Raw genomic sequence first — 13,021 nt, forward strand, 5'->3', positions numbered from 1 at the left:
GAAGGCGATCTAGGTTTGGGAGTGAAGCTTGTGTCGCCCGATCGGAATCATCATGGGAATCTGAGAAATAGGGTCAATGATCACGCGATTGTTCAAGCCAAACACCGTGTGTATCATCGCTTCGGTGAGCACATTGTGCGGTGCGCCGTGACGATGAACTTGCCCCTGTTTCATGGCCAATAAGTCATCGGAATAACGCGCCGCCAAATTGAGATCATGCAACACCATCACCACGGTAATGCCTCGTTGAAGATTCAAATCAACCAATAGATCCAACACCTCAATTTGATGGGTCACATCCAGATAGGTCGTCGGTTCATCCAGCAGCAAAATATCGGTTTGTTGCGCAAGCGCCATGGCAATCCACACACGCTGTCGCTGCCCGCCAGAAAGCTGGTCAACATCACGGTCAATCAGCGCTTCGGTTTTGGTCATGGCTAACGCATCGGCCACCGCTTGATCGTCTTTTTCACTCCAGCGAGACATAAAATGATGGTGCGGGTGTCGGCCTCGGCTGACAAGATCCCCCACGGTAATACCTTCCGGCGCAATGGGTGTCTGAGGCAACAAACCCAGCGTTTTTGCCAGTGTCCGCGTCGGACTGTGATGCACTGACTTTCCATCGAGCAGGACATGCCCTTGCGTGGGCGACAACAGGCGCGCCAACGTACGTAGCAGCGTCGATTTGCCACACGCATTCGCCCCAACAATGGACGTAATTTTTCCCGGCATGATGTCCAAATTGACATCATTTAAGATAGTTTTTTCGCCATATCCAGCAGACAACTGCTCAATCACCAGCTTGTGAGCTATTGTCACAACCCGCCTCCTTTGCGATTCACACGTACGATAAGATAGATTAAATAAGGCGCGCCTAACGCCCCGGTGACGACACCAACCGGATACCGGTTTGGCAATAAAAACTGGCCGATGTAATCACCTGAGAGAACCAAACACGCCCCCACGAAAGCAGAAGGGAGCAACAGCGAGCCATTGGTTTTTATGAGACGTGCAGCGATTGGCCCTGACAGAAAAGCGACAAACGCGATCGGCCCAGTCACCGCCGTGGCGACCGCAATTAAACCCACCGCACACACCATCACCACCAAGCGCGTTTGGGCAATTTTGATCCCCAGCGCTGCGGCGGTGTCTTCGCCCATGCGCAGCGCTTCAATGTCTTTGCTGCGAACAAGCAACACCCCACCAAAAACCAACAAGGACAACGTTAACGGCACCGTTTGATGCATCTGTACAGCATTGATGCTGCCCGCAAGCCAGCGCATCGCTTCTTGTAAATTCCACGCACTGGCCTGAGACAAAAGATAACTGATAAAACTTTCAATCATCGCCGACACCCCGATTCCAATCAGAATCAACCGAGTTCCGGCAACGCCATTGTGATAGGAAAGCCCATACACCAGCAGCGCGACCGCCAGCCCCGCGACAATCGAAAACAGCGCGACCGACATGCCATCCATATTGAGCACGACGATAGCCAATACCGCCGCGGCACTTGAACCCGAGGAGACGCCCACAATGTCTGGGCTTGCCAGCGGATTGCGCAGCATGGTCTGAAACGCCACACCAGCCATGCCAAAGCTCATCCCCACCAACAGAGCGACCAGCGCACGAGGCAAACGAAGATACCCGACGGTAAAGCTGGCACCGGGCACGTGCTGCCCCAATAAAACCTGCCACACTACCGATGGCGGCGTATACGATTGACCGAGTAGCAACGTCAGCCACCACAAACCGATGCTCAAGATCACCAACGCGCCCACAATCCACATCCAGCGCCGGGAGCGCAGCATACGAGCCGCTTTCACCTGCGCGAGGATATTGATATTGTTCGATGATTCCATCACAGTTCCCTCACGCGCTGACGACGAACGACCCAGATAAAAAATGGCGCGCCAATAAACGCGGTCACCACACCAACGGCCAATTCACTTGGCCGTGAGATCAATCGCCCTAACACATCCGACAGCACCAACAAGCTAGCACCGCCCAGAGCGGAGAATGGCAGTAGCCAACGGTGATCAACGCCCACCAATAATCGGCAAAAATGTGGGACAACTAAGCCAACAAAACCGATAGGACCACATATTGCCGTTGATGCGCCGCACAGCAATATTGCGCCGAGTCCAGACAGGCCTCTGGCTAACACGACGTTTTCGCCCAAGCCTGCGGCAAGCTCGTCTCCCAGCGCTAACGTATTGAGTTTTCGCGCCGTCACGATGGTAATCAACAGTCCTACGAGGATAAATGGCAGCACATAATGCATCGCTTCGAACGTAGCACCGCCCACGCCACCGACCTGCCACGACCGTACACCACCAGCAATATCGTTACGCGGTAACACAACTGCAAGCGTAAAACAGGAAAGCGCTGCCGAAGTCGCGGCACCGGCCAACGTTAATTTCAACGGGGTCGCACCGCCGCGCCCCATGGCACCAATGGTATAGACAAACAGCGCCGTCACCGCAGAGCCGAGGATCGCCATCCAGACGTAACTCTCCAGCTCGTCGATACCAAACCACGCTAAACCGATCACCACAAAAAATGCCGCGCCAATATTGACGCCAAAGATGCCCGGATCCGCCAGTGGATTCCGCGTAATGCCTTGCATTACCGCGCCCGCCAATCCTAAAGATGCACCAACAATAGCGGCCAACACCGTGCGAGGAATGCGCATCGCGACCGCTGCTTCCCCCACCGTACGCGTGTGCCCTTGCAGTGCGCCAGTCACGTCAGCCCACGACACATCACGCGTACCAAAAGCGACAGACAATAAACACAACCCACACACCACCATCAACAACGTGATAAAAGCAAACACGCGATTAAACCGTGAGTCGGCGTGAACCGCCGGTTTTGAAGCCGTTCGCATCATTGAACCTTCCGTGCGGCCGCAGCAAGCGCTTCCAGATAGTCATCCAACACCCAAGAAATGGAAAGCGGTGTTGGGTTTGCAGCCGTCGCCATCGGACCGCTGCCGAGCATGACCATTGCGCCCTGCTCGACCGCTTTCATTTTCGCCATCAGCGGATTGGCAGACAGCGGGGCCAACAGCGCTTGACCGCCGTAAGTCACAAACAGGTTCACATCGTCAAACGCGTCGACCTTTTCGATGCTGGCTTCACCGGAAAACTGCCCAGAGCGGCTCAACTCTTCAACACTACGGGGCGAAACCAATCCTAAATCAGTGAAAAATTTCACCCGTGTGTCGTTGGCGGTATAAAAACGCAGCACGCTCAGATCCGTTGGGTCAACATGCGTAATAAACATCGCGGTTTTGTTGTGCAGCTCTGGATAATGGGCAACCCGCTGCGCAATATCCGCTTCAATCGTTTGGATCAACGCCTCACCTTCACTCGCCATGCCAAGCCCCAAACTGTTGATACGAATCATGCTGCGCCAATCGGTTGCCCAAGGCGCATTGGGGTACGCCACCACAGGGGCAATCATGCTCAGCGTGTCATAGTCAGCGCGACTTAACCCAGAATAGGCGGCAAGAATCACATCCGGACGTGTAGCGGCAACCGCTTCAAAATCAATGCCGTCACCTTCATCGAACAACGTCGGAACAGGCGCGTGCAGTGCATCTAACTTTGCTTTCACCCAAGGTAAAACGCCATCACCATCGTCATCGCCAAATTGAGCGGCCGCAAACCCGACCGGCACAATGCCCAACGCGAGCGGCACTTCGTGGTTGGCCCACGCCACTGTCGCGACGCGTGTCGGCTTATGGGAAATGATGGTGGTCCCAAAGGCATGGGAAATACGTAATGGATAGTGCGTTGTTTCATCTGCCCAACAAACGCTGCTGGTCAGTGCAAATGTCAGGGTGGTGACGATCGCTTTAATCATAAACATCGGTTTGACTTCTATTTAATGAATTCAGGAATTGATTGCAGAAAAGGCTTTTCGCTCGGTATGATGACTTCGATTATGATAATAGAAACCATTAACTGATAGAAGTAACTATCATTTACAAATAGTTCACGACCGATAACAAAAGAGAAAGCATGCGATGAGTCAAATCACGACACTGGAACAATTAAGAGCGTTATATCACCTACCGGCGCCTCTGGCTGTGGCCAAGGATCTGCACCATATCGATCAACACACGCAAACCTTTATTGAAAACAGCACGCTGTTTTTTCTGGCGACAAAAAGTGCCGATGGTTTGTTGGATGTATCACCGCGAGGTGGCGAAGCGGGATTCGTGAAAGTATTGGATGATCAAACACTTGGATTTCCGGACAGCCCCGGTAACAACCGGTTAGACACCCTCACCAACTTGCTAACCCATCCGGAAGTTGGCTTACTATTTGTGGTGCCCGGCATCGAAGATGTGGTTCGAATCAAAGGTACGGCTTCCATTCATGTGGATGAGGCCATTCGCGAACATTGTTTAGATGGCAAAACCATCCCGAAATTAGTCATTAAAGTGGCCGTCGAGACCTTATTATTCCACTGCCCGAAAGCATTCATGAAATCGGCAATTTGGAAGGCTGAATCTCACCAAACCCGCGATCTATTACCGTCGCTGTTAAATATCATTAAAGATCAGCAAAAAGAAAAAGCGCAGCGAAGCTAACGTTTATTTTGTGGCTTCATGTTGACCACTGAAAAAATGGAAAAATATAAATTCCACTGACCATGAATGGCTCATTTTCGTGTATTTGGGCGGCATTGAATACGCGATATATATCGACCCACCTGACTCTTCGGCTCCCCCATACAAAAAAGAAAAGGCGTGGGTAGATTCGTTCTACTCACGCCTTTAATTGAACGGCGGTCATTCACAACAGCGCCACTGCAACTCAGAGTGCTGACTGCGGATTAGTCTTCGTCGACATCGCAACCCGTGCAGCTTTGCAGTGCGATTTCGTGTTCAAATACCACCGTGTCGTTGCCTTCTGCGGTCAGTTCAGCGATTTCGTCTGCCACTTCTTGTGCATCATCCGCTTCTACTTGGCCTGCCAATTCTTCTTCAGCGTAACCGTAGAAGTTCAGCAGCAAGTAATCGCGTGCTTCTTCTTTCGAACACGTCACGTTCACCGCGATATCTGGCTCAAGGTTATCTTGCGCGACAATCGCAGCCACTTGTTCGAGAACCTCATCTTTCATCGCAGCAGTTAACCAACCCAAGTCGGTGCTGACTGTGGTCTTTTTGCAGTTAAAACAAGGCAGTTGATGAAAGTAATATTGAAAATCAGCCATAGGTCATTTCTTCTTTGAGTGTTGAATAGGTGGATTATGCGCGTTTTCTCGCAAAATACTATCTTATTAGTCGGCGCAGAGACAATTGCCGCGCTGAATATAGTCAAGTGCCGCATACGCCGTATCACCCGCATCCTTTCGCAGCATGCAAGATCGATTAACGTAAGCCATCCCAAAGAATTACTCGCCCACTTCCTTTATGCTGGTCACGCATGATAAGAACAATCTCTGGTATCCCATGACACAACCATCAGCCGACTACAAAACCGTGCGCGGTCTCACGCGTGGCCTTTATTTGCTCAACGTGCTCAATCGCCTAGACGGCGGCGCAACGGTGCGCCAACTGTCTGAATTAACTGGCATTCACCGTACCACGGTCAAACGATTATTAGAAACGCTGAAAGGCGAAGGCTACGTACGATACAGCCTGTCTGATGACAGCTTCCGTCTCACTATGAAAGTGCGTGAATTGAGTGAAGGATTTCGCGACGAACAGTGGATCTCCGCGCTGGCTGCGCCTTTGCTTGGCGGCCTGTTGGAAAACGTGGTGTGGCCAACCGACATCACCACCTTGGACGTTGATGCCATGGTGGTTCGTGAAACCACCCACCGGTTCAGCCGATTGTCGTTTCACCGCGCCATGGTCGGACGCCGACTCCCCATTTTGCTGACCGCGTGCGGCCTCACCTATCTCGCCTTCTGCCCAGAAAATGAACGCGACAACATTATCGCGCTGCTCGCCCAGCGGGACGACGCAGCCTATCAACTGGCGCGCGAACCCGAAAAACTGGCCAAGCTTTTACAAACGATTCGCGACAAAGGGTACGGCGAGAATAATCAGAGCTGGCAGCAAGAGAACAAAATTGCCGCCATTGCAGTGCCAATCAACGATGAAGACCGCATCATCGGCTGCCTCAATCTGGTGTACATCGCCAAAGCGATGACCATTGAACAAGCCGCAGAACGCTATTTGCCAGCTTTACAAAGTGTCGCCAAACAGATCGAATCGGGCGTGGCGGAAAACACCATTCGCTTTGGTCACCCGCATATTCACTGAAGCTTTGTCTACCAACACATCAGCACAATCACGCTTCCTCTGTTTTGGCGCTGATGATGTCAATCAAATCGTGCAGCGCCGGGTTTTCGTTCTCTCGGCTCCACGCCATGATGAGGTCAAACGTCGGCGCCTCTCCCGCTAACGGACGAAATACCACATTACCCGAGTTAAACTTCTCCATGTAACTGGGAATAATGGAGATGCCCAACCCCATGCCGACCAAATTCATCGTCACCAAAATATTACTCGCCGCCTGAACGATGTTGGGTTGACACGCAGCCACCGTCAAATAGTCCTCGACAATCGCCGATAGCGACCCGGAGTATTGGGGGTCGGTTGACACAAAATCTTGACCGTTGAGCATCTGAGGCGCAATCACTCGTTCTTTGGCCAGCGGGTGCTGCGCAGGCAAAATCGCCACCAACGGTTCATGAAACAAAATCACATGATCAATGTTGGAACTCGTGACGGGGTAACGCATAAATCCCACATCCAATTGACCATCCAGAATCTTCGCTTCCTGCTCGGTCGTAATCACACTGCTGAGCTCAATTTGAGTATTGGGCTGCTTGATCCGCAGCAACGGTAACACGCTCGGTAACACGTTCACTTCCGCTGATGGCACAAACCCAATCGTCAGCGAATTGTTGGCGATCATGGCCTGTCTTGCTTTGATCTTCGCTCTTTCGGCCATGTCGAGGATGGCAATCGCTTCATCAAGAAACAGCTCTCCAGCGGGCGTCATGGTCACTTTTCGGCGGTTACGGTTGAGCAACGGCACGCCGACGCACTGCTCCAAATCCTTGATCTGGCTGCTCAGCGACGGCTGTGATGTATGGAGCTTTTCTGCGGCACGCGTAAAGTTTAACTCTTGGGCTACCGCAACAAAGTACCGTAAGTGCCTTAATTCCATGACAAATTTCCTGTTATTTGAAAAACCACTTAGCTGATAGAAAGTAAATATTTCACATTTCGCACACCAATTCGCAACATGATTATGAACGAGACATCGAAGGTCAATAACTCTGTTACCCGAGGATTTTAATAATATGACCACACACACAAAACTGGATATTTACAGCCTAATCGACAGCAAAAACGGTCGTGTCACGCCCAACATTTACACCGACAATGAAATCTATCAACTTGAATTAGAAAGAATTTTTGGTCGATGCTGGCTCTTTTTGGCCCACGAAAGCCAAATCCCCAAACCCGGCGATTTCTTCAACACTTACATGGGCGAAGACGCCGTGGTGGTGGTGCGCCAGAAAGACGGTTCAATCAAAGCATTCCTCAACCAATGTCGTCACCGCGCCATGCGCGTGAGCAACGGCGACTGCGGTAATACACGTGCGTTCACCTGCCCATATCACGGTTGGTCCTACGGCATTGACGGAAACTTGATTGATGTGCCATTAGAACCGCGCGCTTACCCACAAGGCCTGTGCAAATCGCAATGGGGCCTGAATGAAGTGCCGTGCGTTGAAAGCTACAAAGGATTGATTTTTGGCAACTGGGACACCAGTGCGCCCACGCTAACCGATTATTTGGGCGACATTGCATGGTACCTTGATGGCGTGCTTGACCGCCGTGAAGGCGGCACCGAAATCGTCGGTGGCGTTCAAAAATGGGTCATCAATTGTAACTGGAAATTCCCGGCAGAGCAGTTTGCGAGCGACCAATACCACGCCCTCTTCTCTCATGCCTCTGCGGTTCAAGTGCTGGGCGCCAAAGACGGGGACGACGACAAAAAACTCGGCGCAGATCAAACCGCTCGCCCCGTGTGGGAAACCGCCAAAGATGCCTTGCAGTTTGGCCAAGAAGGCCACGGCAGCGGGTTCTTCTTCACCGAAAAACCGGATGCCAACGTATGGGTCGATGGCGAAGTCGCGCGTTACTATCGTGACACTTACGAAGAAGCCCATGAACGCTTGGGCGAAGTGCGCGCGCTGCGCCTTGCTGGACACAACAATATCTTCCCTACCTTGTCGTGGTTAAACGGCACGGCAACCCTGCGTGTTTGGCACCCCAAAGGCCCCGATCAAGTGGAAGTGTGGGCATTTTGCATCACCGACAAAGCCGCGTCCGACGAAGTCAAAGCCGCATTTGAAAACAGCGCCACGCGCGCGTTTGGCCCGGCCGGATTCTTAGAACAAGACGACTCCGAAAACTGGTGTGAAATTCAAAAACTGCTCAAAGGATATCGTGCCCGCAACAGCAAGCTGTGTTTGGAAATGGGTTTGGGCCAGGAGAAGCGACGCGAAGATGGAATCCCCGGCACCACCAATTACATTTTCTCCGAAACGGCTGCGCGCGGCATGTACCAACGTTGGGCGGATTTACTCACCAGCGACTCTTGGGACGACATCCATCGTAAAACCGCTGCGTACCAACAGGAGGTCCTGAAATGAAACTTGTCTCCCTGCAACTTCATCATGAGATCAGTCAGTTCCTCGCTCACGAGGCGGCATTGCTCGATGATTGGAAATTCCGCGATTGGCTTGATCTTCTCGACGAGACGCTGGCTTACACCATGCGCACCACCGTCAATGCGCAAACCCGCGACCGTCGAAAAGGCAAACAGCCGCCGACCACGTGGATATTTAACGACACCAAGTCTCAGCTTGAGCGCCGCATCGCTCGCTTAGAAACCGGCATGGCTTGGGCGGAAGAGCCCCCGTCGCGCACGCGCCATTTGATCACAAACTGTCAGGTGGAAGAGACCGAACAGGTCGGCGTGTTTGCCGTGCGTGTGAACTACATTCTGTATCGCGCACAGAAAGAACGGGACGAGAGTTTCTACGTCGGCACGCGTTTTGACCTCGTCAAACAAGCCGATAACGCCACGGGCTGGCGCTTACTCAAACGCGAAATCGTGCTCGACCAAGCGACCATTACGTCCCATAACCTGAGTGTGTTGTTCTGATGAATCGAATTAAAGCTTGCCTCGTAGATGATTTGCCGGAAGGTGAGGCACTCCGGATTGACGCCAACCCAGTCATTGCCCTGTTTCATGTTGGCGGCGAATTTTTTGCCATGAATGATCGTTGCAGCCATGGCAATGCGTCCATGTCGGAAGGGTATGTCGAAGAGGACGCAACCGTCGAATGCCCACTGCATGCTGCCAGTTTTTGCCTGAAAACCGGCAAAGCGTTGTGTTTACCCGCCACCGATGCCATCGCGACCTACCCGGTCAGCGTCGAAGGCGACACCGTCTACGTTGATCTACCGGAGGCCTCATGAGCGATCTTCAGCAAGAAGTCATTCTGATCACTGGCGGCGGCTCCGGGTTGGGGTTGGCACTCGTCCATCGCTTTCTGGAAGAAGGCGCGCACGTCGCGGTACTCGACATCTCACAGGCCAAAGTAGATGCGCTGAACCACCGATACGGCGAACGCGTGCTCGCCGTTCAGGGGGATGTCACCAGTGTGGCGGATAACGAACGAGCGGTTGCCGACACGTTGGCGCGCTTTGGAAAGTTGGACTGCTTTATTGGCAATGCAGGCATTTGGGATCACAACGCTTCGCTGGTCAATACGCCAGCCGAACAGCTCAAACAAGGGTTTGACGAACTGCTTAAAATCAACGTGCTCGGCTACCTGCTGGGGGCCAAAGCCGCCACCCCTGCACTGCTGGCCAGCCAAGGCAGCATGATCTTTACGTTGTCCAATGCCGCGTGGTATCCGGGCGGCGGCGGCCCGTTGTACACCGCCAGCAAACACGCGGCGGTGGGTTTGATTCGCCAACTCGCGTATGAGCTGGCACCCAAAATTCGCGTCAATGGCGTTGGCCCCTGTGGCATGGCGACCGATTTGCGCGGCCCGCAATCGCTGAATCAGCATGATCGCACCATTACGGCCTCGCTCAGCCCAGAAAAAATCGCCGCGATTTTGCCGTTGCAATACATGCCCGAAACCGAAGAGTTTACCGGCCCTTACGTCATGCTCGCCTCGCGCCGTAACAATCGCACGCTGACCGGCGTGATGATCAATGCAGACGCAGGATTAGGCATTCGCGGCATTCGTCATGTCGCGGCAGGCCTCGATTTATAAGGAGTGGAGATGGACAACCGATTTGTGATTTTAGGCGGCGGTCAGGCGGGAGCGACCGCAGCTGCCCTGCTGCGCCAAAAAGGATTTACGGGGCAGATCACCCTGCTGTGTGATGAAGCCGATTTCCCCTACGAACGCCCGCCGCTGTCGAAAGCGATGCTGCTTGATGAGCATCCGGCGCTGCAACCCATCTTGCCCCCATCATGGTGGCAGGAGCAACGCGTCGAGGTGCAATTCAACAGCCAGATCGTCGCATTGAAACCCGACACGCGGCAACTTGAACGCCACGATGGTAGCGTTATTGCGTTTGATAAACTGCTGATCGCCACCGGCGCACGAGCGCGAAAACTACCGCTGTTGGATGCCTTAGGCGCTCGCGCCACCACGCTGCGTCATGCAGGCGATGCGCACCAGTTGCGGACGCAACTGCGCAGTGGGCAACATTTGATCGTGGTTGGCGCAGGCACGATCGGGCTGGAAGTGGCCGCCACCGCGCGTCAATGCGGCTGTGAAGTCACGGTGATCGAAGCGGCGCCCGTGTTGATGGGGCGAAATACGCCGCCCCCGATTCAATCGTATTTGCTCGATTACCATCGCCAACGCGGCGTCACGTTCCATTTCAATAGCCAAATTGAATGCGCGAGCGCCGACGATGGCGTGACCCTCACCCTCCAACAGGGCGAGCAAATTCACGGCGATCACGTCGTTTATGGCATCGGTATTGAACCCAACGATCAACTGGCACAAGCAGCCGGGTTGGCCACGCACAATGGCATTATCATTGATGCATTGTGCCGAACATCGCACCCGGATATTTTTGCGGCGGGTGATGTGTGCTTGCAACGCCACCCAGATGGCAGTTTGGTTCGATTGGAAACCTGGGAGAACGCCAATCGGCAGGCGGACATCGCCACCGCAGCGATGCTCAATCAAGCGCCGCCGGTGCATGGCGCGCCGTGGTTTTGGACCGATCAATACGATCTTAACCTGCAATTTATCGGCAACACACGCAGTGACCATTGGCTCTGTCGTGGCGACGCAAATCAACGGATCTGGTTGAGTTTGAACGGCGATCAACTAAGCGGGGCAATCACCCTCAACCAAGGCCGCGAAGTGCGTGTGCTGCGCAAATTAATCGACAGTGGCAAAGCGCTCGATGCGGCGCAACTCACCGATACCAGCGTGGCATTAAAATCGTTGTTGAAGTAACTCGGGAGACCTCGCGCGGAAATAACACAAAAGCCAGTCCGAAGACTGGCTTTCATTGTAAGTACATCATCAACCGTTTGATATGTGGCTAATTATTTACCCATCACCGGCGCCGTGTTGGCTTTTTCTTCCGCCTTCACCAGAGCCGTCTCTTTCGATTTATAGACCCCAAATGCCGTGACAGCACACAGCACACAGAACAGCGCAGCGATGTACTGGGTGTTGGTGCCGCCTCCTGCCTGATTCAACAACGCTTGCGCGATAATGGGCGTAAAGCCCGCGCCAATTAATGAGGTAAGCTGGTAGGTCAATGACAAACCGGTGTATCGGGTTCGTGTGGTGAACTTTTCACTGATAAACGCGCCCATCGGGCCATACATCACCGCCTGAATAATGGGGTTTCCGATAATAAAGCCGAGCAACATCATCCATGGGCTACCGTGACTGATTAAGCTAAACATTGGCCAAATCAGAATCATGCCCACCACCGTGCCCGTCAACATCACCGGGCGACGTCCATATCGATCTGACACGGCCGCCATCAATGGAATGGTAAAAATGTGCAACGTATTGGCGATAGTCAGCATCAATAAGGCGTCACTGCGGCTGTGGCCAATCGACACCGCGTACGTCAGTGCAAATGTCGCCAACAGCGATTGAATGAACAGCGGTGCGATCCCCGACAACGTGCCCAAGCCAATCTCTTTGGACGAGGTACGAAACAGTTCCACCAGCGGCACGCCTGTATGCGCCTCTTCTTGCTCCTGCTTGGCTTTGGCCGCTTCGAAATCAGGAGATTCGGTGACGCGATGACGCATGTACAAACCGATGATCACCAACAGCGCCGAAAGCAAAAATGGCACCCGCCAGCCCCAATCCATAAACGCTTCTTCCGGCATGAGGGAGAATGCGCCCAGCACCAAGGTGGCCAATACCGCGCCAGAAGGTCCGCCGGACACCGCAATACTGGCGCCAAGTCCTTTCGATTTTTTGCTCGAATGTTCCATCGCCATCAAGGTGGCACCCGCCCATTCACCGCCAACGGCCAAGCCCTGCAACACACGCAGCACCAGCAAGGCAATCGGCGCCGCAATGCCGATGCTTTCATAGGTTGGCAACATGCCGATCAGAATCGACACCAAGCCCATCACCATCAAGGTGACGAACAAAATCTGCTTACGGCCATATTTGTCACCAAAGTGACCAAACAACAAACCGCCGATGGGACGGGCGATGTAACCGGTCGCCAGGGTCAGAAACGACAGGATGATCCCAAGCCCCGGGTCCAGATCGCTAAAAAACAGCGCAGGAAACACAAGGCTCGCCGCACTGCCATAGAGAAGAAAGTCATAATATTCGACCGTCGATCCCAGATAACTGGAAATCACGGCGCGGCGACTCTCGCGCTTTTTTTGCTTCTGTTCAGCTTCACGTATTGGATTAGACATATTCCTCACTCCATATCGGAATGACC

Annotated in this window: 14 protein-coding genes; 7 read left to right on the forward strand and 7 right to left on the reverse strand. The window is 53.3% G+C overall.

The genetic code is table 11. The features are described 5' to 3' along the window. Window positions 1–9: 9 nt before the first annotated feature. Genes VFA_RS07085 through VFA_RS07100 form a run of 4 tightly spaced genes read right to left on the reverse strand, consistent with a single transcriptional unit; the run spans window position 10 to window position 3,876 of the window. The gene (locus VFA_RS07085; RefSeq protein ID WP_004726031.1) at window positions 10–819 is read right to left on the reverse strand and encodes an ABC transporter ATP-binding protein; all 810 of its coding nucleotides are present in this window, start codon (window positions 817–819) and stop codon (window positions 10–12) included. Then, a complete protein-coding gene (locus tag VFA_RS07090; RefSeq protein ID WP_004726032.1) occupies window positions 816–1,862 on the reverse strand; it encodes a FecCD family ABC transporter permease in 1,047 nt (348 codons plus the stop codon). The genes VFA_RS07085 and VFA_RS07090 overlap by 4 nt, the downstream gene beginning before the upstream one ends. Then, on the reverse strand, window positions 1,862–2,893 hold the full coding sequence (locus VFA_RS07095) for a FecCD family ABC transporter permease (RefSeq protein WP_004726033.1): 1,032 nt from the start codon (window positions 2,891–2,893) through the stop codon (window positions 1,862–1,864). Before VFA_RS07095 ends, VFA_RS07090 begins: the two co-directional genes overlap by 1 nt. Further along, the gene (locus VFA_RS07100; protein ID WP_004726034.1) at window positions 2,890–3,876 is read right to left on the reverse strand and encodes an iron-siderophore ABC transporter substrate-binding protein; all 987 of its coding nucleotides are present in this window, start codon (window positions 3,874–3,876) and stop codon (window positions 2,890–2,892) included. Before VFA_RS07100 ends, VFA_RS07095 begins: the two co-directional genes overlap by 4 nt. Before the next feature lie 157 nt (window positions 3,877–4,033). Between VFA_RS07100 and VFA_RS07105 the strand changes: the two genes are divergently transcribed. Continuing rightward, window positions 4,034–4,603, forward strand: a complete 570-nt coding sequence (locus VFA_RS07105) for an MSMEG_1061 family FMN-dependent PPOX-type flavoprotein (RefSeq protein ID WP_004726035.1) — start codon at window positions 4,034–4,036, stop codon at window positions 4,601–4,603. Window positions 4,604–4,848: 245 nt separating this feature from the next. Here VFA_RS07105 and VFA_RS07110 read toward each other — a convergent pair whose 3' ends face one another. Next, window positions 4,849–5,229, reverse strand: coding sequence for a hypothetical protein (locus VFA_RS07110; protein ID WP_004726036.1), 381 nt, complete (start codon window positions 5,227–5,229; stop codon window positions 4,849–4,851). A gap of 238 nt (window positions 5,230–5,467) precedes the next feature. Between VFA_RS07110 and VFA_RS07115 the strand changes: the two genes are divergently transcribed. After that, the gene (locus VFA_RS07115; RefSeq protein ID WP_004726037.1) at window positions 5,468–6,286 is read left to right on the forward strand and encodes a DNA-binding transcriptional regulator; all 819 of its coding nucleotides are present in this window, start codon (window positions 5,468–5,470) and stop codon (window positions 6,284–6,286) included. A gap of 28 nt (window positions 6,287–6,314) precedes the next feature. Here the strand turns inward: VFA_RS07115 and hcaR are convergent, their stop codons facing one another. Further along, entirely contained in the window at window positions 6,315–7,199 is an 885-nt protein-coding gene (gene hcaR / locus VFA_RS07120) for a DNA-binding transcriptional regulator HcaR (protein ID WP_038151178.1), read from the reverse strand. A 136-nt stretch (window positions 7,200–7,335) separates the two neighbouring features. Here hcaR and hcaE point away from each other — a divergent pair, with 136 nt between their 5' ends. From hcaE to hcaD, 5 genes are read left to right on the forward strand one after another with little or no spacing between them, the layout of a single operon-like run. After that, window positions 7,336–8,697 carry a 3-phenylpropionate/cinnamic acid dioxygenase subunit alpha gene (gene hcaE / locus VFA_RS07125; protein WP_004726039.1) on the forward strand — a complete coding sequence of 454 codons (1,362 nt, stop codon included), beginning with the start codon at window positions 7,336–7,338 and terminating at the stop codon, window positions 8,695–8,697. Continuing rightward, entirely contained in the window at window positions 8,694–9,212 is a 519-nt protein-coding gene (hcaF, locus tag VFA_RS07130) for a 3-phenylpropionate/cinnamic acid dioxygenase subunit beta (RefSeq protein ID WP_004726040.1), read from the forward strand. Before hcaE ends, hcaF begins: the two co-directional genes overlap by 4 nt. Beyond that, window positions 9,212–9,529, forward strand: a complete 318-nt coding sequence (gene hcaC, locus VFA_RS07135; protein WP_004726041.1) for a 3-phenylpropionate/cinnamic acid dioxygenase ferredoxin subunit — start codon at window positions 9,212–9,214, stop codon at window positions 9,527–9,529. The genes hcaF and hcaC overlap by 1 nt, the downstream gene beginning before the upstream one ends. After that, complete coding sequence (gene hcaB / locus VFA_RS07140) at window positions 9,526–10,338, forward strand: 3-phenylpropionate-dihydrodiol/cinnamic acid-dihydrodiol dehydrogenase (protein ID WP_004726042.1); 813 nt, start codon at window positions 9,526–9,528, stop codon at window positions 10,336–10,338. Before hcaC ends, hcaB begins: the two co-directional genes overlap by 4 nt. A gap of 9 nt (window positions 10,339–10,347) precedes the next feature. After that, window positions 10,348–11,547 carry a 3-phenylpropionate/cinnamic acid dioxygenase ferredoxin--NAD(+) reductase subunit gene (gene hcaD, locus VFA_RS07145; protein ID WP_004726043.1) on the forward strand — a complete coding sequence of 400 codons (1,200 nt, stop codon included), beginning with the start codon at window positions 10,348–10,350 and terminating at the stop codon, window positions 11,545–11,547. Between the two features lie 92 nt (window positions 11,548–11,639). On the opposite strand, the gene VFA_RS07150 is transcribed toward hcaD, so the two are convergent. Then, the gene (locus VFA_RS07150; protein ID WP_004726044.1) at window positions 11,640–12,995 is read right to left on the reverse strand and encodes an MFS transporter; all 1,356 of its coding nucleotides are present in this window, start codon (window positions 12,993–12,995) and stop codon (window positions 11,640–11,642) included. Window positions 12,996–13,021 lie beyond the last annotated feature (26 nt).

This window comes from Vibrio furnissii CIP 102972 (assembly GCF_000176175.1).
Taxonomy (GTDB): Bacteria; Pseudomonadota; Gammaproteobacteria; order Enterobacterales; family Vibrionaceae; genus Vibrio; species Vibrio furnissii.